Source organism: Streptomyces sp. NPDC002125 (genome assembly GCF_053593715.1).
In genome coordinates, this window is the sequence record NZ_JBSFDD010000002.1 from 271359 (window position 1) to 297215 (window position 25857).

The 25857-nt window shown below is 71.3% G+C and carries 22 protein-coding genes; 13 read left to right on the forward strand and 9 right to left on the reverse strand.

Translation table 11 applies throughout. The features are described from left to right. Positions 1-7: 7 nt before the first annotated feature. The 3 genes from ACWCQM_RS04365 to ACWCQM_RS04375 are packed head-to-tail and all read left to right on the forward strand — an operon-like array spanning position 8 to position 3187. On the forward strand, positions 8-1039 hold the full coding sequence (locus tag ACWCQM_RS04365; protein WP_450913835.1) for a glycosyltransferase family 2 protein: 1032 nt from the start codon (positions 8-10) through the stop codon (positions 1037-1039). After that, positions 1032-2093, forward strand: a complete 1062-nt coding sequence (locus tag ACWCQM_RS04370) for a lysylphosphatidylglycerol synthase domain-containing protein (protein WP_450913836.1) — start codon at positions 1032-1034, stop codon at positions 2091-2093. The genes ACWCQM_RS04365 and ACWCQM_RS04370 overlap by 8 nt, the downstream gene beginning before the upstream one ends. Further along, the gene (locus tag ACWCQM_RS04375; protein WP_450913837.1) at positions 2087-3187 is read left to right on the forward strand and encodes an aldo/keto reductase; all 1101 of its coding nucleotides are present in this window, start codon (positions 2087-2089) and stop codon (positions 3185-3187) included. Before ACWCQM_RS04370 ends, ACWCQM_RS04375 begins: the two co-directional genes overlap by 7 nt. On the opposite strand, the gene ACWCQM_RS04380 is transcribed toward ACWCQM_RS04375, so the two are convergent. The 7 genes from ACWCQM_RS04380 to ACWCQM_RS04410 form a co-directional block, all read right to left on the reverse strand. Next, the gene (locus ACWCQM_RS04380; protein ID WP_450913838.1) at positions 3150-4148 is read right to left on the reverse strand and encodes a LacI family DNA-binding transcriptional regulator; all 999 of its coding nucleotides are present in this window, start codon (positions 4146-4148) and stop codon (positions 3150-3152) included. The two genes, ACWCQM_RS04375 and ACWCQM_RS04380, sit on opposite strands and share 38 nt — an antisense overlap. Positions 4149-4182: 34 nt before the next feature. After that, positions 4183-5220, reverse strand: coding sequence for a Gfo/Idh/MocA family protein (locus ACWCQM_RS04385; protein WP_450913839.1), 1038 nt, complete (start codon positions 5218-5220; stop codon positions 4183-4185). Then, positions 5220-6059, reverse strand: a complete 840-nt coding sequence (locus ACWCQM_RS04390) for an HAD-IIB family hydrolase (RefSeq protein ID WP_450913840.1) — start codon at positions 6057-6059, stop codon at positions 5220-5222. The genes ACWCQM_RS04385 and ACWCQM_RS04390 overlap by 1 nt, the downstream gene beginning before the upstream one ends. Before the next feature lie 16 nt (positions 6060-6075). Beyond that, on the reverse strand, positions 6076-7464 hold the full coding sequence (locus ACWCQM_RS04395; protein WP_450913841.1) for a DegT/DnrJ/EryC1/StrS family aminotransferase: 1389 nt from the start codon (positions 7462-7464) through the stop codon (positions 6076-6078). Further along, a complete protein-coding gene (locus ACWCQM_RS04400; RefSeq protein WP_450913842.1) occupies positions 7461-8618 on the reverse strand; it encodes a glycosyltransferase family 2 protein in 1158 nt (385 codons plus the stop codon). Before ACWCQM_RS04400 ends, ACWCQM_RS04395 begins: the two co-directional genes overlap by 4 nt. A gap of 44 nt (positions 8619-8662) precedes the next feature. After that, on the reverse strand, positions 8663-10033 hold the full coding sequence (locus ACWCQM_RS04405) for an MATE family efflux transporter (RefSeq protein ID WP_450913843.1): 1371 nt from the start codon (positions 10031-10033) through the stop codon (positions 8663-8665). Positions 10034-10471: 438 nt separating this feature from the next. Then, positions 10472-11029, reverse strand: coding sequence for a hypothetical protein (locus tag ACWCQM_RS04410; RefSeq protein ID WP_450913844.1), 558 nt, complete (start codon positions 11027-11029; stop codon positions 10472-10474). A 78-nt stretch (positions 11030-11107) separates the two neighbouring features. Here ACWCQM_RS04410 and ACWCQM_RS04415 point away from each other — a divergent pair, with 78 nt between their 5' ends. The 10 genes from ACWCQM_RS04415 (at position 11108) to ACWCQM_RS04460 (ending at position 24904) form a co-directional block, all read left to right on the forward strand. Continuing rightward, positions 11108-11812 (forward strand): response regulator transcription factor, encoded by a 705-nt coding sequence (locus ACWCQM_RS04415; protein ID WP_450913845.1) that lies wholly within the window; start codon positions 11108-11110, stop codon positions 11810-11812. Then, positions 11809-13272, forward strand: coding sequence for a sensor histidine kinase (locus tag ACWCQM_RS04420; protein WP_450913846.1), 1464 nt, complete (start codon positions 11809-11811; stop codon positions 13270-13272). The genes ACWCQM_RS04415 and ACWCQM_RS04420 overlap by 4 nt, the downstream gene beginning before the upstream one ends. A gap of 129 nt (positions 13273-13401) precedes the next feature. Then, the gene (locus ACWCQM_RS04425; protein ID WP_450913847.1) at positions 13402-14889 is read left to right on the forward strand and encodes a cellulose binding domain-containing protein; all 1488 of its coding nucleotides are present in this window, start codon (positions 13402-13404) and stop codon (positions 14887-14889) included. A gap of 759 nt (positions 14890-15648) precedes the next feature. Next, entirely contained in the window at positions 15649-16971 is a 1323-nt protein-coding gene (locus ACWCQM_RS04430) for an ABC transporter substrate-binding protein (RefSeq protein WP_450913848.1), read from the forward strand. Positions 16972-17140: 169 nt separating this feature from the next. Continuing rightward, positions 17141-18139, forward strand: a complete 999-nt coding sequence (locus ACWCQM_RS04435) for a carbohydrate ABC transporter permease (RefSeq protein ID WP_450913849.1) — start codon at positions 17141-17143, stop codon at positions 18137-18139. Between the two features lie 15 nt (positions 18140-18154). Continuing rightward, positions 18155-19078: a carbohydrate ABC transporter permease gene (locus ACWCQM_RS04440; RefSeq protein WP_450913850.1), complete on the forward strand. Its 924-nt coding sequence runs from the start codon at positions 18155-18157 to the stop codon at positions 19076-19078. Positions 19079-19273: 195 nt separating this feature from the next. Beyond that, a complete protein-coding gene (locus tag ACWCQM_RS04445) occupies positions 19274-20731 on the forward strand; it encodes a GH1 family beta-glucosidase (RefSeq protein WP_450913851.1) in 1458 nt (485 codons plus the stop codon). 221 nt (positions 20732-20952) lie between these two features. Next, complete coding sequence (locus tag ACWCQM_RS04450; RefSeq protein WP_450913852.1) at positions 20953-21999, forward strand: LacI family DNA-binding transcriptional regulator; 1047 nt, start codon at positions 20953-20955, stop codon at positions 21997-21999. Between the two features lie 257 nt (positions 22000-22256). Then, positions 22257-24329, forward strand: coding sequence for a TerD family protein (locus ACWCQM_RS04455; protein ID WP_450913853.1), 2073 nt, complete (start codon positions 22257-22259; stop codon positions 24327-24329). Positions 24330-24589: 260 nt separating this feature from the next. Then, the gene (locus ACWCQM_RS04460; RefSeq protein WP_450913854.1) at positions 24590-24904 is read left to right on the forward strand and encodes a 4a-hydroxytetrahydrobiopterin dehydratase; all 315 of its coding nucleotides are present in this window, start codon (positions 24590-24592) and stop codon (positions 24902-24904) included. 63 nt (positions 24905-24967) lie between these two features. On the opposite strand, the gene ACWCQM_RS04465 is transcribed toward ACWCQM_RS04460, so the two are convergent. Then, positions 24968-25180, reverse strand: a complete 213-nt coding sequence (locus tag ACWCQM_RS04465) for a hypothetical protein (RefSeq protein WP_450913855.1) — start codon at positions 25178-25180, stop codon at positions 24968-24970. Between the two features lie 117 nt (positions 25181-25297). Further along, on the reverse strand, positions 25298-25432 hold the full coding sequence (locus ACWCQM_RS04470; RefSeq protein WP_450913856.1) for a hypothetical protein: 135 nt from the start codon (positions 25430-25432) through the stop codon (positions 25298-25300). Positions 25433-25857: the final 425 nt, after the last annotated feature.

Below are 25857 nucleotides of genomic sequence, written 5' to 3' on the forward strand. Positions count from 1 at the left end.
TGTGCTCGTGCGACCCCCTCTTGTCTCCGTCATCATCCCCAACTACAACTACGCGCGGACCATCCGCCAGTGCCTCACGGCCGTGGCCGCCCAGAGCTATCCGCACATCGAGATCGTCGTCGTCGACGACGGCAGCACCGACGAATCCCCCCGGATCGCCGAGGAGTTCCCCGTCCGGCTGATCCGTACCGCCAACACCGGGGTGTCCGCCGCCCGCAACACCGGGGTGCGGCACAGCACGGGTGACATCCTCTTCTTCCTCGACTCCGACATCGCGCTGCGCCCCGACGCCGTCCGGCTCGCCGTGGACGTGCTGGAGTCGGATCCGCGGATCGGCTTCGTGTGCGGCATCTACGACTCGGTGCCGCTGATCGACGACGGTGCCGTGGAGCGCTACAAGGTGCTGCACGGGCACTACTGGCGGCGCCGCACGGCGGGCGAGGTCAAGGCCGCGTACTTCTCGCTCGGGGCGATGCCCCGCGCCGCCTACGACCGGGCGGGGCCCCTGGACGAGAGCCTGCGCGACACCGAGGACGTGGAGTACGGGGCCCGGCTCTCGGCCGTCTCGACCGTGCTGCTCGACCCCCGGATCGTCGGCCGGCACGACGACGACGACCGGATCGGAATCCTGCTGCGCAAGCAGTACCGCCGCTCGGTCCCCCTGGTCGCGCTGTTCGGCGACCGCGACCGTGCGGGCAGACCGCAGCTCTCGGACACGGCCTACCGCCCGAAGGCGGTCGCCGGCACCGGTCTGGCGCTGGCGGGGCTCGCCGCGGCGCCCCTGTGGCCGGTGGCGGGCGCGGTCGCGGCCACGGCGGGGGCGGCGGTGTTCGTCGCCGAGGAGTGGGGACTGCTGAAGTTCCTGCACACGACGGCGGGCGGACGTGCCCTGCCGCTGATGGCCGGGCTGCACACCCTGATGACCGCGACGACCGGGGTGGCCGCCCTGGTGGGGGCGGTCCGCTGGACGGGCTCACCGTCCTTCAGGCGCCGCTACTCCAACCCGCCGGCCACGGGCGGCGCGGTCGCCGATGTCTAGGACCGCGCCCGGGGACACCGCGCCCGGACCGGCCACCTCCGGGGACGCTGCGCCCCCTCAGGCCCGTGGCCGCTGGGCCGCGGTGCGGGCCTTCGCGCGGCGCCCCTGGGTCCGGGGGACGACGACCGCCGTGGTGCTCGCGCTCTGTGCCGGGTTCCTGGTGCACTCCTTCGCCCGGGACGGGGCGGCCACCCGCACGGCCGTCGGACTGCTGGGACCCGTGCTGCCCCTGGCGCTGGTCCCGGCGCTGGCGGGGCTGTGGCTGACGGCGCTCTCCTGGCGCGAACCGCTCCAGGCCCTGTCGGTCCCGCTGTCCCGCCCCTCGGCCGTACGCATCTTCGCGGCGGGCCAACTGGGCAAGTACGTACCGGGGGTGATGTGGTCGATCGTGCTCCAGTCCCGCCTCGCGGCGGCCTCGGGGATCACCGTCTTCCACTTCACCGCCGCCTTCGGGCTGTACGCCGCCGTGTCCCTGGGCACCGGCGGGGTGCTGGGGCTGGCCGCCCTGGCACGGCACGCCTACGGGACTGGGGCGGCGCTCGTGGCCGCCGCCCTGGTCCCGGTCCTGCTGCTCGTCCTGCCCCGGCTGCTGGCGTTCTCCGTGCGGCTGGTGAAGACGGTGCCGTCACTGGCCCGCAGGCTGGCGCCGGTCCCGCTCCCCGTGCTGCGCCGCTCCGTGTGGCTGTGCGCGGTGTCCTGGGTCGTGACCGGTGTCCACCTCTGGCTGCTCGCCGTCGCGCTGGGCGCGGACCCGCTCGCGGCCGTGGTGCCCTGTGTCGCGGGGTTCGCCGTGGCGACCTCGCTCAGCAGCCTGGTGGTGGTCGTCCCGGACGGGCTCGGGGTGCGGGAGGCGCTGCTCGCGGTGTCCCTCGCCTCCGTCCTGCCCGCCCCGGAGGCCGCCGCGGCCGCCGCCGCCAGTCGGCTGGTTCTGGCCGCTGCCGACGTACTCGCCTTCGGCTACGGTTCGTTGGCCGCTCGGGCACCCCGCCCCGCCCCCGCCTCCCACGTTCCCTCCTCCTCACCGCACCACCTACGAAAGGACGACGCATGCTGACGACGGTCTACGGAGAGTCGGTCATGGACCGGCTCCGAGGTACCCGAGTCGCCCTCGGCACCATGTACTTCGGCACCACCGTCGACGAGAGGACGTCACGGGAGATCCTCGACCGCTACACCGAGCGCGGCGGCCGGCTGCTGGACACCGCGAACTGCTACGCCTTCTGGTCGCCCGGCGGCACGGGCGAGGAGTCGGAACTGGTCATCGGCCGCTGGCTGGCCGCCGCCGGCGTCCGGGACGAGGTGCTGATCGCCACCAAGGTCGGCTGCCTGCCCGACCCGCTCGACGGGCCGTTCCCCGAATCCGCCGAAGGGCTCGCCCCCGAGGTGGTGTTCAAGCAGTTCGAGCGGAGCACCGAGCGGCTGGGCCGCCCCTCCGTCGACGTGTACTTCAGCCACGCCGACGACCCGAGGACACCGCTCGCCGACACCCTGGGCGCCCTGTCGGAGCTCGTACGCTCGGGGCGGGTCGGTGTCGTCGGCGCGAGCAACCCGGACGCGGCCCGCCTCGCCGAGGCCGCCCGCCTCGCCGAGGACGACCCGACGACGGCGGCCCCGCGGGTGATCCAGGCCCGCCACTCCTACCTCTGGCCCGACCCGGCGGCCGACATCCGGCCGCAGCTTCCGCTGGACCACGACCTGTTCGCCCACGCCCGCGAGCACGGCGCGCTGCTCCAGGGGTACTCGCCGTTGCTCCAGGGAGCCCTCACCCGGGCCGACCGGCCGCTCTCGCCCGAGTACCGCAGCCCCGTGAACGAGCGGCGGCTGAGCAGCCTGCGCGAGCTGGCCGGGCGGCTCGGAGTGACCGCCAACCAGCTGTCCCTGGCATGGATGGCCGGGGGCCAGGTGCCCGTCATGCCGGTGCTCGGGGTGAGCAGCGTGGCCCAGCTCGACGAGGCCATGGACGGGCTGGAACTGGAGCTGGAGCAGGAGATCCGGGACGAACTCGACGCACTGGCCCCGCTCGGCCCCTCGGGCGCCCCCGCCACCGGAGCCCCGGTGCCCGGCGGCGGCCGGTTGCGGCCCCGGGGGACACCCGCCCGGATCCGGCCGGTCAGGCGGACGCCCGCACGACCAGCCGGGTCGGGGTGATCACGGAGGACAGGGGGTGGCTGCCCCCGGCGTCGCCGGACGCCTCACGGAACAGCAGGCGGGCCATCGTCCTGCCCATGCCCACGATGTCCTGGTGCACCGTGGTCAGCGGCGGATCCAGGGAGCCGGCGAGGGACGGGAGGTCGTCGAACCCGACGACCGCCACGTCCTCCGGCACGCGCACCCCCCGCTCCCGCAGCAGGTCCAGCGCCCCCGCGGCCATCAGGTCGGAGGCCACGAAGACCGCGTCCAGGTCCGGGCACCGGTCCAGCAGGGCAGCCATCGCCTCCGCGCCGCCGCGCCGGGTGAAGTCGCCCTCGGTGATCAACTCGGACGCGCCGTCCAGGAGCACGTCCCGGTAGCCGTCGAGCCGGTCCACCGAGGCGGCCTGGTCGAGCGGGCCGGTCACGGTCGCCACGCGCCTGCGGCCGAGCGAGACGAGATGACGTACGGCCTCCCGGGCGCCGCCCCGGTTGTCGGCGTCCACGTACAGGTGGGTGCGGCTGCGTGCGCCGCCTCCCGTCACGGGGCGCCCGCCGAGGACGACCGGTATCCCCAGCTGCTCCGTCATCGCGGGCAGCGGGTCGTCCGCCCGCAGCGAGAACAGCAGCGCGCCGTCCACGTGCCCGCCGCCCAGGAAGTGGCCGACCCGGTCGTAGTCCTCCGGGGACTCGATGAAGACCAGTACGGGCTGGGCCTCCCGTACGGCGAGTTCCTCCCTGATCCCGCGTAGGTGTTCCGCGAAGAACGGGTCGACGAACAGGCGGTTCTGAGGCTCGGTCACCACCACGGCCACCACGTTGTTGCGCCGGGTGACCAGGCTCCTGGCCGCCTGGTTCGGGACGTAGCCGAGCTCGGCGACCGCCGCCCTGATGCGTTCGGCGACCGCGGCGCGGACCCCCGGCTCACCGTTGACCACGCGTGACACCGCGGACCGGGACACCCCGGCCTGCCGGGCCACGGCGTCCAGCGTGGGCCGCCGGACCTCGCCGCGCCTACCCAAGACGCTCGCCCCGGCGCAGCAGATCCTCCAGGACCTGTTGGGCGAGGTGCCCGTCGCCGAAGCCGGCCAGCACCCCCGGACGGGTCCCGGACACGGCGCCCGACCACTCCTGGAGCTGCTCCAGGAAGGAGTCGCCCCACCCGGTCACCTCGCCCGGCGGGTCCGGCAGCCGGCCGGGGCCGAGGAGTTTGACCGGCTCGATCTCCACCCCGGTACGCACCTGGAGTATCTGACCGTCCTGCGGGTGGTACACGAGGTCCCCGCGGGTCCCGGTGACGGTGATGGCGAGTCCGAGCTCCTCGGGCGCCGAGGACTTCGAGGCCGTGAGGGTGAAGTGCGGGCCGTCCGTCAGCCCCCCGCTCACGAAGGCGTGGTCGTCGACCATCACGTCGTGCCCCTCCTTCGTCGCCACCCTCGTCTGGAGCCCGACCCGGCAGCTGCCGGTGTCGACCGGGCTGCGGAAGAGGAAGTGCAGCATGTCCACGAGGTGCACACCCAGGTCACCGAGCGCGCCGCTGGTCGACCGCTCGGTCGGACCGTCCCGCCAGGTGAAGCGGGACCGGGTCACCGCGCTGGCGCGCCGGAGGGCGACGGACACATGGAGTACGCGGCCGATCTCCTCCTCCTCGATCCGCCGGCGGATCTCCCGCACCACCGGCAGATAGCGGTAGTTGAAGCCGACGCAGGACACACCACGCGCGCCGGAGGAAAGACGCAGCATGTCGGCGGTCTCCGCGAGGGAGGTGGCCATCGGCTTCTCGCACAGCACGTGCCTGCCGTGCGCGAGGGCCTCGCACGCGTAGGCGGCGTGGGTGCGGTTGGGAGAGGCCACGACGATGCCGTCCGCCGTCCCGTGCAGTTCGTCGAGCGAGGCGAAGGACCGTGTCCCCAGATCCGCGGCCAGCGCCCCCGCACGCTCCTGGTCGACGTCGAAGACGCCGGCGAGCGAGACGCCGTCGCCGGCCGACGCCAGGACCGCCCGGGCGTGCACCCGGCCTATGTTCCCGGCGCCGATGATTCCCACGCGCATCAACGGGACTCCTTTCGTGACTCTTCTCGTGGACGGTCGCGCAGTTCGTCGCGCAGCACCGAGTGGACCGCCGCCGCGTACGGCAAGCCGGACACCTCCGTGTGACGACCGCGCGCCTCGTCGGTGCAGTTGGATACGAGGACCCCCCGGCCGGCCTCCCGGAGCATCTCCAGGTCGTTGCCGCTGTCCCCGAAGGCGAAGGTGTCCCCCCGCCGCACACCCTGCGTCCGGCGGACATGACGGACGACGGCCCGCTTCCCGCAGCCGTGCGGGAGGAAGTCCACGTCGTAGCAGTTCTCCGGATCGCCCGCCGCGGGGTTGCAGCGGCTCACCCCGACACCCAGGGCGTACTTCTCGGCGATGCTCCTGACCAGGGCCAGCGCCCGTTCGTCGGTCGACGGCGTACGGGCGTAGTAGTAGTGGCTCTGCACCAGGCTGCCGGGGGGCCTGCCCGCCTGCGGAACGAGCGGCACGCCCAGGTCAGCCAGCTCCCGGGCCACCGCGTCGGCCCGCGCCGCCAGGCGCTCCGGCGTGGGGAGTTGTTCCCGCCAGGACGGGTCCGGGTGCGCGAGGCCGTCACGGAGGTACAGGAGTTCGGTCCCGAGGGAACAAGCGATGAAGTGCGGCAGCCTCCGCAGCCGGTGGGCCCGGACCTTGTCCATGACGGACGGCAGCGAACTGCCGGTCACCCAGCCGAAGAGCAGCCCGTGACGCCCTGCCGCCTCCACGAGGAAGTCCTCCAGCGCCTCACGGTCGGCGACCGCGGAGGCGGTCGGGGCGTGCGCCAGATAGGTCTCGTCGAAGTCGCAGAAGGCCACCGCGCCCACCCGCCCCGGCATCGGGAGGGCGGGTGGTTCAGCGTGTGGCCGGACGGACGGCGGCAGCATGCAACGCCTCGATCACTCGGTCCTGCTCGGTGAGGGACAGCTGGTTGTGCAGGGGGATCTGGAACGCCGTGGTGTGGAGACGTTCGGTGTGCGGCAGCCGGCTGTGGGAGAAGTGCGCCTCGTGCAGCGGGGTTTGCTGCCGGTGGGTGAGGACCGGGTAGTAGATGTCCGTCTCCACCCCGCCTTCCTCCCGCAGGTGGGCGCGGATCCTCTCCCGTTCCGCGGGCCCGCCCGGAACGCGCACGGTGAAGAGGTGCCAGGCGTGGTCAGGGGTGAAGGACGGAAGCGTCAGCAGCCCGGCGGCGTGCAGTTCCCCAAGGCCCGTGACATAGCGTTCGGCCAGGTAGGCCCTCCGGTAGTTCTTGAGGGTCAGCCCGGGCAGCAGCCCCATGGCCACCGCGGCGATCGGGTTGTCGATCTTGGCATTGAGCCCCCAGGGCTCAGCCTTCACGTTCTTCGTGTCCGGCCGGAAGCCGTGGTAGGCGATCGCCGCCACCCGCTCGGCGAGTTCATCGTCCCCGGTGAGGACGGCTCCCGCCTTGCCGGTCAGTCCGAAGTTCTTGTACGGGTTGAAGCTCAGGACGGCCGCGTCCGAGTGCCGTCCGACGCCCGTGACGCCGATCGCCTGGCAGGCGTCCTCCACGACCCGCAGACCGTGGGCGTCGGCGGTCCTGCGGAGCGCCGCCATGTCGGCCAGCCGCCCGTACAGATGGACCGGCAGGACGGCCTTGGTGCGGGAGGTCACCGCGGCCCCGGCCGACACGGGGTCGAGGGTGTGGCGGTCGGGCTCGACGTCGGCGAGGACGGGAACGGCTCCGCAGGCCAGGACCGCGTTCTCGGTCGCCGCGAAACTGTTGGCCGGGATGATCACCTCGTCGCCGGGCTCCACCCCCACCGAACGCAACGCGATGATCAGGCCGTCCGTGCCGCTGCTGGTGGCGGTCGTGCGGAGACCGGTGAAGTCGGCGAGCGCGGCCTCGAAGGTGGCGACCTCCGGCCCGCTGGTCAGTTCACCCGTCGCCAGCGTGCGCGCGAAGCACTCGGCCGCGATCCGCTGCTCCGCCGGGGTCAGCAGCCGCGACTTCGGCAGGAAGGGGACCGGACGCCGCTCGCCCGGCAGCGCTCCGTCCTCCTCCCGGTGGAACACGGAGTCCGGGGCCGACGGATCGAGGCGTTCGGTGTGCCCGTCCAGCAGACCGGCCAGCTCACGGTGGGCGACGCTGCCGGAGGAGGTGTACACGGGGACGGTCCCGCCGCGGACCTCCAGCACGAGCCGGTGAAGGCCGCGGCTGTCCCCTGTGAGGACGTCGTCCCGGATGGCCCCGGTGTCAGGGAGGTCCTGGGTCATGGTGGTCATGCCGCGGCCTCCTCGTGGCTCGACGGGCCCTCCGGAACGGTGAAGCCGAAGGCGTCGGCGGCCTTCCGGAGCACCTGGGGGCCGGGTTGCTTGAAGTAGAGGAGTTCCCGTCCCGTGCGCATGCCCTGGACGGTGAGGGGCAGATCCCGGTCGTCGGTGGTGTCGATCACGACCAGGTCCGTCCGGGCGCCGAGCCGGGCCACCTCCGCCCCGGCACCGGGCAGGCCGGCGCCGTCCACGACCAGCACCTCGTACCTCCGCCCCAGGGGCAGCCTTCCCTCCAGGGCCCGGCAGGCGAACTCGAACCGGAGGTAGGCGTCGAACCAGCTCAGCCGGTCCTCGCGGTCGGGGTCGAAGTAGTCGTCCAGGATCCACTGGAGCCTGACCTCCGTCCCGGGGTGCCGGTCGACGAAGTAGGCGAAGTTGGCGAGCCAGTCCGCGTAGCGTTCCCGGTCCGACTCGGGGTGCACCTGGTGGTAGACACGGGCGTAGGAGGTGTGGAGGAGGGTGAGACCCGCGCGGTGCAGGCGGTATCCCAGCTCGACGTCCTCGAAGCTCCACCGCTTGATGTTCTCGTCGAAGCCCCCCACGGCCAGCAGATGTTCCCTGCGCACGGAGACGTTGCAGCCGTAGAGGAAATGCCAGCCGGTCGCCAGACCTGCCAGGTTCTCCGAAAGGGCCAGGGTGACCTCCGCGCGTTCGTCCGCCTCGGCCACCGGCGGGAACGCCTCCGGAGCGAACTCCTTCTCCAGGAGCCCGAGATCGACCGGGCCCGCCGCCAGGTAGTCACGGAAGCCGATCGCGACGACGTCGGTACGGTCCCGGTGGCAGCGGATGTGCTCCTGGACGAACAGGGGGTCGATGATCTGGTCGCCGTCCGCGAAGGCGATCACCTCGCCGTCGGCCGCCTGGATTCCCGCGTTGCGGGCGGCGGAGCGGCAGGACTGCTCGGTGCGCGGGAGGTAGAGCCTGCGGAGCGGATACGTGAGGGACAGGGCGTCCACCATCTCGCCCGTGCCGTCCGTCGAGCCGTCGTCGACGAGTACGACCTCGAACGCGTCGGACTCCGCGACGATCTGATGGTTCAGGGACACCAGGCACGGTGCGAGAAGTTCTTTCGAATTATAAGTGGGAATGACGAGGCTGACCTTCACGGATCTCCTAAGGAATCGGTCTTCAGTGGTGCGGGTGGGCTGGTTCAGGTATCGGAGACCGACGCTCTTTTCGTCTGCTCGGGAAGTGCGAGAGGCTCCTGGCTTTTCCCGGCGATACGGCGCCAACGGATATCCATCAGCAGGGCACGGAGATTCTCGTCGACCGCCATGGCGATCATCACTCCGAGTATTCCGAGCCCCAGCGGAAGGGAGAGGGCATAGGCGAGGGGCAGGAAGACGGCCCACAGGACGACGATGCCGACCACGGCCGGGAAGACCACATGGCCGAGGGCGCGCAGGGAACTCGCGGTCGTCATGATCAGCGAGGACCCGGGGAGATAGAGCAGGCCGCACCAGAGCAGCAGCTTCCCGGCGTCGGCGATCTCCGGATCGGAGGTGAACCCCCGCATGATCCATTCGCCGGACACCCCGGTCACCAGGGCGAGGGCCACCGCGGCCACAGCTCCGGCGGCACGGGTGTTGCGCGCGAGCCGGCGGATGCGGTTCGTCTCCCCGGCCCCCGACAGGTGCCCGAGGGCGATCTGGAGCCCCTGGGACAACGCCGAGGAGAACATGCCGATCATGTTGGTGATGGACAGCGTGTACATGCGCGCGGCGAGTTCGTCCGTGCCCACCGCCGAGATGATCCGGGTGGTGACGATCTGCGCGAGCTGCCAGAAGGCCGGCTCCAGCATCGTGGGCAGGGAGAAGGCGAGGAGCAGAGCGGTGTGCGCCTTCAACTGCCTTGCGCTGCGCGGGCGGCGGAACCTGATCCGGATTCTGAAGAACACCAGCCACAGGCTGTAGAGCAGTCCGGCGCAGGTGGCGAGCGCCGTCGACAGGGCGACGCCCTTGACACCCCAGCGCGGGCCGGACGTGGAGAGCACCAGCACGAGGATCAGCGTGACGTTGACGACGTTGGTGAAGACGGCGGCGAACATCGCGTGCCGGGTGAATCCGTTCGCGGCCAGCACTCCGCCGAGCATGGCCACCAGGGAGTGCAGCACCGCACTCCCCCCGACGATCTGCAGGAACGTCGTACCGAAGGTGAGGTGCTGCCCGCGCAGTCCCATCAGGCCGGCCACGTCGTCGGCGAGGACGAACAGCGCGACGCTCACCGCCGCGCCCAGGACCACGTGCAGCAGGAGCGCGACGAAGTAGTACTCACGGACCTGTCCGGGCTCTCCCCGGCCCAGCGCGCGGGCGTACACGAGGCTGCCGCCCTGTCCCATGAAGGAGAACATCATGAGCACGAACGTCGCGACCGTGTTGACCGAACCCACCGCGCCCGCGGCGTCGTCCGAGACCCGGCCCAGCGCCCAGACGTCGACGAGGCCCATGGAGTACGTCGACAGCAGCTGGAGGAAGATGGGCCAGCTCAGGGAGAAGACCCCGAGATTACCTTTTGGCGGCACGACTGCGCATCTCCGTTCCCTTGCCCTGTCGGGCCGTATCCGTACGAAATGTCGAACGGCGCCGGCCGGAATGAATCGGGGCTCGGGGTGGGATCTGCGGGAAATCCGGTTCCTCCGGTCGGGCAGCGCGATGTTATCCACACGCCGACTTTTCCAGGAAGCAGGTTTCGGATGGGAAGGAGGGATTCCGTTCCGTGGTGGCTACCGGTCGGTACTCGGTACGAGTGACCAGGAGTAATGGCCGGAAAGGGATGAAACGCCTGCCGGTGTGCGAAGAAAAACCCCAGGGACACCGTCCGTGACGGAAAGCCGGGCGGGCGCCGCTCTCATGGGCGTCGCGATACGGCCGCGCGTGGCCGATACTCTCGCCGGGATCGGCTGATTCGCATCGATGCGGCGAGCCGGAGCGGAAGCGGACGCACCGCCTCCTGTGCGTGGCTACTGCTCGACGACCTCGACGAGCGGCGGATGTCCGTTCCAGGTGCAGAAGACGGAGACCGTCGCGCCCGCACCGTCGCCGAAGTCCACCCGGATCCACTCAGGGTTCGTCCACACCTGCATCGACCAGCCCGTCTCCGGCGTGGCCGACACGAGCTTCGCCGCGTCGTCCGCCAGCTCCAGGACGACCCGGCCGCCCCGTGTCGGGTAGCTCTTCACCTTGCCCGAGGCGGCCGAGGGCGGCCGGGACTCCGCGGGGCTCCGGCCGCCCGACGGCGAGGCGGAGGGCCGCGGGGAGGCCGGTGCGCGGGACGGGGCGGCACTGCTCGGGGACGGCGAGGCCGAGGGCGAGCGGGTCGGTGACGGCAGAGCGCGGTGTGTCGAGGAGGACACCGGCTCGTCCGTGGCCTGCCCCCGCGCGCCCACCGCGATCGGCACGGCGAGCGGAGGGTCGTACGCCGTCCCGGACATGACGGTGTGCACGCCCCACCACGACAGGGTGACCGCCGCCCCGGTGGCGAGCGACCACGCGATCACGTGTACGAGTCCTCTGCGCATCCGGCACATCCTGCACCACCCGCCCACCTGCTGTCCTGGAGGGGACCGTGTTCCTCCGTATGGGCTACGGTGCGGCGCATGCCTAGTGTGCTCGTGGTCGAGGACGACCAGTTCGTACGTTCCGCCCTCATCCGGCACCTGACCGAGGCCTCCCACACGGTACGGAGCGTCGGGACCGCGCTCGAAGCGCTGCGCGAGGTCGCGCACTTCCGCTTCGACGTCGTCATCCTCGACCTCGGGCTGCCCGACCTCGACGGCGGCGAGGCGCTGAAGATGCTGCGCTCCATCACCGACGTACCCGTGATCATCGCGACCGCGCGGGACGACGAGGCCGAGATAGTCAGGCTGCTCAACGACGGAGCCGACGACTACCTGACCAAGCCGTTCTCGGTGGAGCACCTCTCCGCCCGCATGGCGGCCGTCCTGCGCCGCACCCGGGGACCCGGCGCGCAGGCACCGCCCCCGCGCGTCCTCCAGGTCGGCGGGCTCTCCATCGACCCGCTGCGCCGGCAGGCCGAACTGGACGGCACGGCCCTGGACCTGACCCGCCGCGAGTTCGACCTGCTGGCCTTCCTCGCCGGCCGCCCGGGCGTCGTCGTCCCGCGCCGGGAACTGCTGGCGGAGGTCTGGCAGCAGTCCTACGGCGACGACCAGACCATCGACGTTCACCTCTCCTGGCTGCGCCGCAAGCTGGGCGAGACCGCCGCCCGGCCGCGTTATCTGCACACCCTGCGCGGAGTGGGCGTCAAACTCGAACCCCCGGCCCCGGGCCGGCCCGCATGAGATGGGCCCTGGTCAAGGTCTGCCTGGCCGTCACCGCCATGGTCGTGATCGCGTTCGCGGTGCCTCTCGGGCTGGTCATCAAGGAGATGGCCCGCGACAGGGCCTTCTCCGACGCCGAGCGGCAGGCCGCCACCATCGGTCCCACCCTCACCGTCACCACCGACAGCCAGGAACTGAACCGGGCGGTCCTCTCCACCGAACCCGGCGGCAGGGGACGGCTCGCCGTCCATGTCCCGGCCGCCGAACACGACGGTTCGCGGCTGGAGATCGGCACCCGGCGCGCCACCCTGGACGACCTGGAGACCGTACGGACGTCGGGTCGCGCCGCCATCGCCGAGGTGCCCGGCGGTTTCGCGCTGCTCCAGCCCACCGCGCTCGGCTCCGGGGGCACCGCCGTCGTCGAGGTGTTCGTCCCCGAGGACGAGGTCTCCAACGGGGTCGGCACGGCCTGGCTGGTGCTCGCGGGCGTCGGGATCGCGCTGGTCGTCGGCTCGGTGGCCGTCGCCGACCGGCTCGGCGTACGCATGGTGGAGCCCGCCCAGCGGCTCGCGGGCGCGGCCCAGGACCTGGGGGAGGGGAGGCTCGGGACGCGGGTCCCCGAGGAGGGGCCGACCGAGCTCCGCTCCGCCGCCGTCGCGTTCAACTCCATGGCCGACCAGGTCGTCCAGCTTCTGGCCAACGAGCGCGAACTGGCCGCCGACCTCTCGCACCGGCTCCGCACCCCGCTGACCGTGCTCCGCCTCAACGCCGCGTCGCTGGGCGAGGGCCCGGCCGCCGACCAGACCAGGGCCGCGGTGGAGCAGCTGGAGCACGAGGTCGACACGATCATCCGTACGGCCAGGGAGCAGCGCCCCCAGACCCAGGGCGGGCCCGGTGGCGCCGGGGCCGGCTGCGACGCGTCCGAGGTCATCAGGGAACGCATGGGGTTCTGGTCGGCGCTGGCCGAGGACGAGGGCCGCACCGTGCGCCTGGCGGGCGTGGACCGCACCGTACGCATCCCCGTCGCGCGGCCCGAACTGGCCGCCGCGCTCGACGCGTTGCTCGGCAACGTCTTCCGGCACACCCCGGAGGGCACCGCCTTCGCTGTCGACGTGCACCACAGCGGCGACGCCGTGCTCGTCCTCGTCTCGGACGCGGGGCCCGGCATACCCGATCCGGAATCGGCCCTGGCGCGGGGCACCAGCGGACGCGGCGGGGCCGAGGGCGCCGTGGGGTCCACCGGCCTCGGCCTGGACATCGTCCGCAGGGTCGCCGAATCCACCGGAGGCGACCTGAGGATCGGGCGCTCGGTGCTCGGCGGCACGGAGGTACGCATCTGGATAGGGCTCGACGGCGGCCCGGCCGAGCGCGCCCGCAGGGGGCACCGGGTGGGGCGGCGGAGCGGGAAGCGGAGGCCACGGGGAGTGAAGGGCGGGAACACGGAGTTCCGGCGGGCCCCCGGTCCGGGCCCGAATCTTTAACCCGCTCCGATGCCCTCCTTAAGCCCACCCTAAGAACATCAACACCGTTCCCATCAGTGCCTTTTGCCCGTTGTGCGGCGGCTAGCGTGCAGACGCAGACACCCCCCGCAGCACAGAGGCAGGAACGCGATGGTCACCAGCACGCACCGCCGCACGACGAGCACCCGCACGAAGGCGGTCGGCGCACTCGTCGCCGCCGCGGTCGTCGGCGGCACGGTCTTCGCCCTCACCGGCACGGCCCAGGCGGCGGCCGTCGGCGCCGCCTACACGAGGGCCAGCGGCTGGACCGGCGGCTACACCGGGCAGTACGTGGTCTCCAACGCCACCGGGTCGGCCCAGTCGGGCTGGACGCTCGAATTCGACCTGCCCGCCGGCACGAGGATCGACTCGCTCTGGAACGGTGAGCACACCGTCAGCGGCAACCACGTCACCGTGAAGCCCGCGAGCTGGAACAAGGAGCTCGCCCCCGGGGCCTCGGTGACCGTCGGCTTCGTCGCCTCCTCCACCGGGACCGCCGCCGATCCGGAGGACTGCCTCATCAACGACGCGGCCTGCTCCGCCGAGGGCGGCACGGTGCCGGAGCCCGACGGACGCCCCACCGGAACCCCGGCACCCACCCAGGCGCCGACCGAGGCCCCCACCGAGGCGCCCGCCCCCACCGCGACCGCGACGGTCCCGACCGCCGAGCCGTCCGAGCCCTCCGGGGGCGAAGGCGGCACGGCCACCGGAGCCGGCTTCGCCCCGTACGTCGACACCTCCCTGTACCCCGCCTACGACCTGCTGGACACCGCGTCCAGGACGGGCGTCAGGGAGTTCAACCTCGCGTTCATCACCTCGGGCGGCAGCTGCGCCCCGCTGTGGGGCGGGGTGACCGGGCTCGGCGACGACAAGGTCGCCGCCCAGATCGCCGCCCTGCGGGCCCAGGGCGGCGACGTACGGGTCTCCTTCGGCGGGGCGGCGGGCGCGGAGCTCGCGCTGCACTGCTCCACGGCGGCCGAGCTGGCCACGGCGTACGGCAAGGTCATCGACGCGTACGGGCTGACCAAGGTCGACTTCGACATCGAGGGCGGCGCGCTGCCGGACACCGCGGCCAACTCCCGGCGCTCGCAGGCCATCGCCCGGCTCCAGGAGTCGCACCCCGGGCTCGATGTCTCCTTCACGCTGCCCGTGATGCCCGAGGGCCTGACCCAGCCGGGCGTGGACCTGATAGCGGACGCGAAGAAGAACGGCGTCGCGATCGGCGCCGTCAACATCATGGCGATGGACTACGGGGCCTCGTACAGCGGCGACATGGGCGACTACGCCACCCAGGCGGCCACCGCCACGCAGGCGCAGGTCAAGGGCCTGCTCGGGCTCTCGGACGCGGCGGCCTGGAAGGCCGTCGCGGTCACCCCGATGATCGGCGTCAACGACGTCGCCACCGAGATCTTCACCGTCGAGGACGCCACGCAACTGGTCGGCTTTGCCCGGGAGAAGGGGATCGGGCGGCTGGCGATGTGGTCGGGGACGCGGGACGCGCAGTGCCCGGGCGGCGCGAAGCCGGCGGCCGACGCGACCTGCAGCTCGATCCTCCAGGAGCCGCTGGCCTTCACCAAGGCGTTCGGCGCCTTCGGCTAGACCGCCTCCGGCCCGGCTCCCCGAGTCCTTCCCGTACGGCAGCCCGGCTCGCCAGGAGCCCTTCCGGAGCCCTTCCGGACCCTTTGACCACACCCCGACCCGCGCGCCCCGGCCGGCCCCACACCCCCCACATCCGGCCGGGGCGCGCGCCCCTGTGCGCGGTCCGCTCCGCCGGTCCGGGGGCCCCACTCGAGGGCGCCCGTGGCCCCCGGGCGTGCCACAAGCGGAACCGCGTTGCGCGATGGCGGAGTTCGGGGAAAGAACACGCACACACCTTGTGACCCCTCTGTGCACCCCCGCAGGGCCTCGCCCCGTTCATTTTCCGGCGGGCCTGTAAGCGATCACGTAACCGTCGGCACCCTTCCGACCCCGGCGTGGATTTCGCCGCCCCACCCCCGCCGTTTCGGCGGACGGAAGGGCCGAAAGGCCGCCCAACAGCCCCTGACCTGGGGAGATTCGGATCGTTGCGGGTGACGCATGCAGGACACGTGCGTTAACGCAAGACCTCTGCCGGACACGGTCGCGTGACTTGCAGGACACGCTCGGGCAACGGAAGCGTCTTCAACTCTTGACACCCACCCCCTTGAGGCAGCAATCTTCCGGCAACAGCGCATGGGAGCGCTCCCATATCGAACGAGGTTTTTCGCTCGTACGGGGACGACACAGCCCATGTCCTCTCCGTACCACTGGCACCCGCACCACCAGCGCGAATGCCGAGCAGATCGACGCCAGTCGCACCCTGGAACAAGGAGTAGTGGAATGCGCATCACCCGCACCGTCGCAGGTCGAAGCCGCAGAACCGCCGTCATAGCCACCACGGGCCTCACGGCCGCCGCCCTGCTGCTGACCGGCTGCAGCGACTCGGACTCGGACTCCGAGGGGTCCGACGCCAACGGCAACATCACCCTGACCGTGGCCGACTTCGGGCAGTTCGGCTACAAGGAGGCGGGGCTCTTCGAGAAGTACCACGAGCTCCACCCGAACATCACGGTCAAGGAAAACGTCACGGCCGACGAGCAGGTCTACTACCCCAAGTTCCTCCAGCAGCTCAACACGGGCAGCGGCCTGGCCGACGTGCAGGGCATCGAGGTCGGCCGTGCCAAGGAGCTCGTCGACACCAAGGCGGACGCCTTCGTCGACCTCTCCAAGGTGATCGACACCGACCAGTGGGTGAACTGGAAGGCGCTTCAGGCGACCACCGACGAGGGCAAGGTCATCGGCGCCGGCACCGACATCGGCCCGATGTCGATCTGCTACCGCCGCGACCTGTTCGAGCAGGCCGGTCTGCCGACCGAGCGCGACGAGGTCGCCGCGAAGTTCGCCGGCGGCTGGGAGGACTACCTCAAGCTCGGTGAGGCGTACAAGGCGAAGGCGCCCAAGGGCACCTTCTTCATGGACTCCGCCAGCGCCATGTACAACGGCGTGGTCAGCTCCGACTCGGAGCAGTACTACTCCAAGGACGGCAAGCCGATCTACAAGGAGAGCGCCGGCGTCAAGGCGGGCTGGAAGCTCGCCACCGAGGCCGTCGACAAGAAGCTGAGCCAGGGCCTCGCCCAGTTCAGCCCGCCGTGGCAGGCGGCCCTGCGCAAGGGCAGCATCGCCACCGTGGCCTGCCCCGCGTGGATGGCCGCCCAGATCTCCACCTACTCCGGTGACGAGTTCAAGGGCAAGTGGGACATCGCCCTCACCCCGGGCAAGACCGCTGCCAACTGGGGCGGTTCGTTCCTCTCCGTGCCCGCCAAGGGCAAGCACGTCAAGGAGGCCGGTGAGCTCGTCAAGTGGCTGACCGCCCCCGAGCAGCAGGCCGCCGTCTTCAAGGCGGTCGGTGTCTTCCCGTCGAACAAGGGCGCCTACGAGCTGCCCGACGTGAAGAACGCCAAGCTCGAGTACTTCAACAACGCCCCGATCGGTGAGATCTACGCCGAGGAGGCCCAGCTCATCCCGGCGGCCGTGCTCGGCCCGAAGGACGGTGTCATCAAGGACACCATCGGCACCCAGATCAACAACATGGAGCAGCGTGGCACCGACCCGGACAAGGCCTGGGACGACGCCACCGAGGCCATCGACAAGGTGATCGGCTGACACTCGCCGGCGCGGGCGGCCGGGACGTCTTCCACACGTCCCGGCCGGCCCGCGCCGGTGCCGGTTTCCCGATCGGCACCGCGCACCTTTTCCGACACCCCCGCCGGACCTGACAGAGGACCGGCCTGCCCCTGTGGTGTCGGCACACCCCAGGGAAGGACTCCCACCTGTGGCAACCACCACCCCCACCAGGGGCGCGCAAGGCTCCCGGCCCAGCCGCCGCGCTCCGAAGCCCATGTCCCCGAGCCGTCAGGCCTGGCGCAGCCGGCTGTGGCGCTTCGACGACAAGGCGTCCCCGTACGCCTACATCGCGCCCTTCTTCCTCGTCTTCGGGGCCTTCGGGCTCTACCCGCTGATCTACACGGGCTGGATCGCCCTGCACCGTGTGGAGATGACCAGCCTCGACCAGATGGAATGGGTCGGCTGGGAGAACTTCAGCACCATCCTCCAGGACGACGAGTTCTGGACCGCGGTCTCCAACACCTTCGTCATCGGCGTCATCTCGACCGTGCCGCAGCTGATGATGGCGCTCGGCCTGGCGCACCTGCTGAACTACAAGCTGCGGGCCAGCACCTTCTGGCGCACCGTCATCCTCACGCCGTACGCCACCTCCGTGGCTTCCGCGGCCCTGGTCTTCGCCCTGGTGTTCCGGGCGGACGGCGGTCTGCTGAACTGGTTCCTCGGCCTCTTCGGCATCGGTGAGACGAACTGGGCGAACGGCCACTGGACGTCCAACATCGCCATCGCCGTCATCGTGATCTGGCGCTGGACCGGCTACAACACCCTGATCTACCTCGCCGCGATGCAGGCCGTCCCGTCCGACCTCTACGAGGCGGCGTCGCTCGACGGGGCCTCGCGCTGGCAGCAGTTCCGCAACGTGACGATCCCCGCGCTGCGGCCGACGATCCTCTTCACGATCGTCATCTCGACCATCGGCTCCATGCAGCTGTTCGGTGAGCCCCTGCTGCTCGAAGGCGGCCAGGTCGGAGCACGGGGCGGCACCGAGCACCAGTACGAGACGCTCAGTGTCTACCTCTACAACTACGGCTGGAACCTCGGACATCTCGGTCCGGCCGCCGCAGTCGCCTGGGCCATGCTCGTCCTGCTGCTGCTCATTGCCGCGATCAACTGGCTCGTCGGGCGCCTCGGGCGCAAGACCGCGGCCTGACGGGGAGCGATATCCATGACCACCACCAGCCCCATCACCGCTCCGGACCACCGCCGCGTCCAGAAGTCGGCCATCGGCAACGAGCCCCCGCGCCGCCGGCGTTTCAAGCCCGGAGCCGGACGCCAGCACCACGCGGGCCCCTTCGCCTACTTCGCGCTCGCCGTCGTCGGCCTCGGCTCGCTGTTCCCGCTGTACTGGACGCTCGTCGCCGCGTCCCGCACCCAGGACGAGGTGCTGGACACCTCTCCGCCGCTCATCCCGGGCGGCAACCTGTTCAACAACCTGGAGGCGGCCTGGGAACAGGCCAACCTCGGCAAGGCCATCGTCAACACGCTGGTCGTGTCCGCCAGCATCACCGTGGCGACCCTGTTCTTCTGCACCCTGGCCGGCTACGCCTTCGCCAAGATGCGCTTCAAGGGCCGCGGCGTACTGATGACCGCGGTTATCGCGACGCTCACGATCCCGCCGCAGCTCAGCGTCGTCCCGCTGTTCATGATGATGTCGGACATCGGCTGGGGCGGTCAGCTGGAGTCGGTGATCTTCCCGACCCTGGTGAGCGCGTTCGGTGTGTTCTTCATGCGCCAGTACCTCCTGGAGGCGCTGCCGTACGAGCTCATCGAGGCGGGCAGGATGGACGGGGCGAACAACCTCCGCATCGTGTGGAGCATCGTGCTCCCCGTGGCCCGTCCGGCCATGATGGTGCTCGGTATGCTCACCTTCGTCCAGGCATGGAACGACTTCTTCTGGCCCTACCTCGCGTTGAACCAGCAGAACCCCACGCTCCAGGTGGCCCTCGGCCAGCTGAGCGCGTCCTACGTGCCCGATCAGAGCATCGTCATGGCGGGCGCGCTGATCAGCACCCTGCCGCTGCTCGTCGTCTTCGTGATCTTCGGCAAGCAGATCGTCGGAGGCATCATGTCCGGCGCCGTCAAGGGCTGACCCCGCCCCTCGGTGTCACGCCCGGTCCGATCCCGGTGCGCCGTTTCTTCCCGGTCCCGACCCGGGCATGCCGTTCCGTCCCTGGTCCGGCCCTCGGCCGTTCCGTACGGCCTGTACCTGACCACAGGCCGTACGGAACGGCCGGGGCCTTCGCACTTCCTGTCCTTGTCCCTCCACCCATGGGAGCGCTCCCGCATGACTGCCGTACGACCCGACACCACCCCGAAGCAGGCCGCCGAGGCACAGTTCCCCACGGGCTTCATCTGGGGAGCGGCCACCGCCTCCTACCAGGTCGAGGGCGCCGCCGCCGAGGACGGCCGCACGCCGTCCATCTGGGACACCTTCAGCCGGACCCCCGGCAAGGTCCGCAACGGTGACACCGGCGACATCGCCGCCGACCACTACCACCGTTACCGCGACGACGTCGCGCTCATGAAGCAGCTCGGCCTCAAGGCATACCGCTTCTCCGTCTCCTGGTCCCGGGTCCAGCCCACCGGCCGCGGCCCGGCCGTCGAGCGCGGCCTGGACTTCTACCGCAAGCTCGTCGACGAGCTGCTCGACGCCGGCATCATGCCCGTCGCCACCCTCTACCACTGGGACCTGCCCCAGGAGCTGGAGGACGCGGGCGGCTGGCCCGAGCGCGTGACCGCCGACCGTTTCGCCGACTACGCCGCCATCGTGTCCGGCGCCCTCGGTGACCGCGTCGGCATGTGGACCACCCTCAACGAGCCGTGGTGCTCGGCCTATCTCGGTTACGGCTCGGGTGTGCACGCCCCCGGCCGTACCGAGCCCGCAGCGGCGCTGCAGGCGGCCCATCACCTCAACCTCGCCCATGGCCGGGCGATCGAGGTTCTGCGCGCCCAACTCCCCGCTGCTGCGCAGACCTCGGTCACCCTCAATCTCCACCAGGTCCGCCCGCTCACCGACAGCCCGGCCGACGTGGACGCCGCGCGCCGCATCGACGCCGTCGGCAACCGCGTCTTCACGGGGCCGATGCTGCGCGGGGAGTACCCCGCGGACCTGATCGCCGACACCTCGCACCTGGTGGACTGGTCGAAGCTGGTCAGGGACGGCGACCTCGCCACCATCTCCCGCCCCGTCGACGCGCTCGGGATCAACTACTACACGCCGACCCTGGTCTCCGACCCGGTGGAAGGCGCCGAGTACGCGAAGAGCGAGGCGCACGGCAGCAGCGCCCACTCCCCGTGGCCCGGCTCCGAGCACGTCGCCTTCCACCTCGCCGAGGGGAAGGAGCGCACCGCGATGGACTGGTCGATCGACCCCAACGGGCTCCACAGCCTGCTCATGGACGTCAGCCGCGACCACCCCGGCCTGCCGCTGATGGTCACCGAGAACGGTGCCGCCTTCGACGACTACGTCTCGCCCGAGGGCAAGGTCGAGGACCCCGAGCGGATCGCGTATCTGCACGGCCACATCGACGCGGTGCGGCGTGCCATCGCCGACGGCGCGGACGTCCGCGGCTACTTCCTCTGGTCGCTGATGGACAACTTCGAGTGGGCGTACGGCTATTCGAAGCGCTTCGGCACGGTGTACGTCGACTACGCCTCCCAGCGCCGCATCCCCAAGGCGAGCGCCCACTGGTACTCCGACGTGATCCGCCGCCACGCACTGCCCCCGGTCGGCACCGTCTGACCCCGACCAGCACAGACAGCGGGACCCGGCACACCGCCGGGTCCCGTTTTTACATGCCCTCTCACTCAATCGTCATACTCGACCCGTAGGCTTGGGAGCGCTCCCAAGAGTTGTGGCGCTGCGGAGGGACCGCTCGGTCCGGAGAAGTGTCAAGGGATCGGACAGCGGGACTTGGTTTGGTCAACCCGCTGTGAGAAATTGACCGCGAACGGGAGGCAGCCATGGCGGCAGCGCGAGTACGGAGTGGCGGGCGGCCCACGCTCGAAGAGGTAGCGGCCCGGGCCGGGGTGGGGCGGGGCACGGCCTCCCGCGTCATCAACGGCTCGCCCCGCGTGAGCGCGCAGACGAGGGAGGCCGTCGAGGCGGCCGTCGCCGAGCTGGGATACGTGCCGAACCGCGCGGCACGCGCGCTCGCCGGGAACCGGACGGACGCCATCGCGCTCGTCGTGCCCGAGTCCGAGACCAGGTTCTTCGCCGAACCGTACTTCTCCGACATCGTCCGGGGCGTCGGGGCGGCGCTCGCCGACACCGAGATGCAGCTGCTGCTGACCCTCGCGGGCAACGACCGCGAGCGCCGCCGGCTCGCGCAGTATCTGACCGCGCACCGCGTCGACGGGGTCCTCCTGGTCTCCGTCCACGCCGACGACCCGCTGCCCGATCTCCTCGAACAGCTCGGCATGCCCTCGGTGATCAGCGGTCGCAGGCACGCGGCGGAGACGCTGCCGTCGGTCGACTCGGACAACTTCGAGGGCGCCCGCGCGGCCGTCGATCACTTCATATCGCGAGGCCGCCGCTCGATCGCCACGATCACCGGCCGCCTCGACGTCTACGGCGCGCAGCGCCGTCTCGACGGCTACCGCAAGGCCGTCGCCGCGGCCGGCCTCGACCCCGACGAGCGGCTGATCGCCCCCGCGGACTTCAGCGAGGAGGGCGGCGCCCGCGCGATGCGGGAGCTGCTGGAGCGCCGCCCCGACGTGGACGCGGTCTTCGCCGCGTCCGACGTGATGGCGGCGGGCGCCCGCCAGGTCCTGCGCGAGTCCGGCCGCCGCATCCCGGACGACGTGGCCCTGATCGGCTTCGACGACTCGGCCGTGGCCCGCCACATGGACCCGCCCCTGACGAGCGTGCGCCAGCCGATCGAGGAGATGGGCCGCACGATGACCCGCGTACTCCTCCAGGAGATCGCGAACCGCTCCTCGGGCGACGGCACCGAGGAGCGCCCGAGGATCGTGCTGCCGACGGAGCTGGTGGTGCGGGAGTCGTCCTGAGGGGCGTACGGGGAGAGGCCGCGGAACGCGCGTACGGAGGTTCCTGAGGGGCGTACGGGGAAGGGCCTCCGGTCGCGCGCACGGACAGGCCCCGAGGTCGTACACATAGTGAGCAAAGATTTCACATTTCCTCCATGACGCCCCTACCCGGCCGATACAGTTCGCGACGTCCGGCGAATGTGTGACGCACCACACAACGTCACGCTTCGATCTGCCGCGCGTGTGCGCTCCGGCCCGGCAGCGCATTGGGGGGCCGCATGCAGGAGATGGTCAAGGGCGCGAACATCGGTCTGTCCGCGCTGAGCGCCGACGTCGGGTCCGTGATGATGAGCCTGGGCTGGAGCAGTCCGACCGGCGAGGGCGACGCGGACGTCTCCGTGCTCCTGCTCGACGCCGACGGCAAGGTGCGCAGCGACGCCGACTTCTGCTTCTACAACAACCCCGTCGCGGGCAACGGCAGTGTGCAGTTGCTCGGGAAAACCCCCACGGCCGACGGCAACGAGGACCGCATCAGCTTCGATCTCGACGCGGTACCGCCGGAGGTCGAGCAGATCGTGGTGGCGGCGAGCCGTTACGGCGGCAGCCGCTTCTCCGACCTCAACGACCTCCATCTCAGGCTCGTGGACAGCTCGGGCGACAGCCTGGTCCAGTTCTCGATCGAGGACGCGGGCGCCGTGAGCGCCTTCATCTTCGGGGAGCTCTACCGGCGCACCGGCGAGTGGAAGTTCAGGGCCGTCGGCCAGGGCTACGCGTCCGGGCTGGCCGGCCTGGCGACGGACTTCGGCGTCGACATCGAGGACGACGCCGGGGAGGACGCCGAGGAGGGCGGCGCCGAGCCCGGTGCGGAGGCGGCGCCCGGTGCGGCCGGCGACCAGGAGCCCGCCCGGCAGGACGCGGTACGGGAGGCGACCATCCCCTCCCCGCGCACGCCCGTCGCCCAGCCGATGGCCCTGGCGCCGGCGGCCGGCGCGACCCGGCCCGAGCCGAAGGCGAGCGCCCGGCCGCGTACGGCGAAGAAGAAGGTCACGCTCCCCAGGACCACGAAGAAGTCGCTGGCCGACAACGACACCTGGCGTACGGCGAGGCTCTTCCCCGTCTCCCCGCTCAGATACGACCGCGAGCGGGAGACGCGCGCCACCTCGGTCCTGCTGTCGGTGATGACCCAGGTCCCGGAGTTCGGCCGCCGGCTCACCGCCGGCTTCGGCGCGCCCGCGGGGCGGATGGAGACGTTCACCGAGGTCTCGCTGCCGCACGGCGACACCCCCCGGCGGCCGGACGGGGTCGTCCGGGTGGAGCGGGCGGGCAAGCTGTGGACCGCGCTCGTCGAGACGAAGACGAACGGCAACGCCCTCAAGCCGGACCAGGTGCAGGCGTACATGGACATCGCCGCCCGGCGCGGCTACGAGGCCGTGATCACCCTGTCCAACGACGTGGCGCTCGAAGGCAGTCCTCTGGTGGACGTCAGGATCGACGGCCGGCGCAAGCACAAGGTCGCCCTCTGGCACCTCTCCTGGGCCGAAGTGGCCCACCAGGCCCAGATGCTGATCCGCCACGAGGGAGTGGGCAACGCCGCGCACGCCTGGCTGCTCCAGGAGCTGCTGCACTACCTCCAGCACGAGCACTCGGGCTGCCACGGCTTCCAGAACATGGGCTCCGCCTGGGTGCCCGTCCGCAGGGGGATCGACGACGAGACCCTCTGCCAGGGCGACCCGCGGGCCACCGAGGTCATCGAGAGCTGGGAGAGGCTCGTCCGCCAGGTCTGCCTGCGGCTCGGCGGTGAGCTCGGGCAGAAGGTGCTCCCCGTCCAGCGCACCAAGCGGGGCTCCGACCCCCACGCCCGCCGGGCCGGTCTCGCCGACCGGCTCTGCGCCCAGGGACGGCTCGACGCCGAGCTCCGCATCGAGGGAACCCCCGGCGTCCTGGCGATCGCCGCCGATCTCCGGACGGGCAAGCTGCGCACGTCGATCGAGGTACCGGCGTCCGACCAGGGCTACCCGCTCAGCCGGGCCAAGCGCCTGATCCGCCAACTCGCCTCCGCACCGGCCGACCTGCACATCGAGACACTCGTCGGACCCGAGGGAGCGGGCCCCCGGGGAACACTGGAGCGGCTGCGCCCCGAACCCGCGGACCTCCTCCCGAAGGACGGGGCGGAGATCACCGGCTTCCGCCTCTCGCTGTTCAAGGGCATGGGCAACGGCCGGGGCAACGCCGAGACGGGCTTCATCCGCAGCGTCGACGAGGCGGTGGACCGCTTCCACACCCAGGTGATCGCCCAGCTGGAGCCCCGGGGACCCCGCCGGGCCGGGGGCGGCACCGAGGACAGCCGCTGAAACACGCTCTCCCGCCCCGGAGCGGGGGGCGGGCCCTGCCGCGTCGGGGGATTGCGCGGCAGGACCCGTACGGTCCCTCTGCCCGACGACGCGTGGTCCATGCGGCCCGGATCGGTGTGACAGGCGCCACGCTTCCCCTGGGCCGGCGCGCACGGCATGGAGAAGGCCCGGTCCGCGCCTCGGCCGAGCAGGTGGCACGATGCACCGGTCGGCCGGGACCTCGCCGAGATCCTGGCACCTGTGACCGAGGGGAGCTGACGGTGGGCAAGGAACCTCTGATCGACGAGGAGATCGCAGCGCACCTGGCCGGGGTGCCTGGCTGGGTCCGCGACGGGAACGAGATCACCTGCCGGTTCGGGATCCGCCACCACGGCGGCGTCGCGATGATCGTGCACGTCGCGGACGTGGAGCGGCTGATCGGCCACCACGCCGACATCGACCTGCGGTGGGATCACGTGCGGTTCGGTATCACCACCCACGACGCCGGGCACCGGCTGACCCCCGCAGACTTCGACCTTGCCGCGCGCATCGACCAGATCGCGGCAGCGCACGGGGCCGAGCCCTTCGATACCTGACCTCGCGACGACGGAGCCCCCTGCCCGCGGCCCGGATCGGCGCGGGCTCGCGGGCGGGGAGTTTCACACGCGCTGCCATGCAGGTTCGAGCGACCGCAGGTGCTCCAGCCGCGACCGGACCCGCGCGAAGAACCGATCCGGATCAGTGTCCAGCTCAGACAGCAGCCGGGCGTGCACCTGCCACGACCCGGCGTCGATCTCGTACCGGCAGCCCGAGCAGCGCAGCCAGTCCGAACCCGCCTGCGCCAACGATCCGCTGCACTGCGGACAGTCCATGGTTCCCCCCATCGCATACGCCCGGCATCGAATTGCCGCAGCCGTAGCACTGCCACCAGCCGCCGGCGGTCCGGACCATCTGGCCGCCGCACTTGTTGCACCCCATGATGTCGTCCTTCAGTCAGAGTGGTGATGCCTGAGATGGGCCGAACCGAGGTTCCGCGCGTCGGCGAGGCGCTGCTCGCGCGTCCGCTGGAGCCAGATCAGATTGGCCAGCACCTCGTCGAGGTCCGGCTCGTTCGTACCGTTCATCGGCGGGCCTCCTCGTGGCAGGTGCATGCGCAGCGCAGCCGCTCGACTACAGCAGTGCCCACCATGGCCTGGCCTTTCCCCGCGCAGAGCCTGTGTCCTTCAGGCCAGCCGACGGCGGCCCGGCATTCAGGCGAGGTATACCCAGCGCGCGGCGCTGCTGTCTGCCCGCTCATCGCGAGACCTCCGGCTCCCGCAGCAGGCGGTAGAGAACCTGCTGCCCACGCTCGGCTGCGCATGACGCATGGGCGTAGACGCAGGAGCCGGACCCACTGGACTGGATGTGCACGCGCACGCACACATCTGCTCCGGGCTCTGGACAGTACGTGCACTCTCGGTCCATGCGCTCACCCCTGGTGTGATTCATCGTCAGGTCACACCAGGGTGAGGGCGCCCGCACAGAACCAGGGGCGCACTGTGCGCCCGTT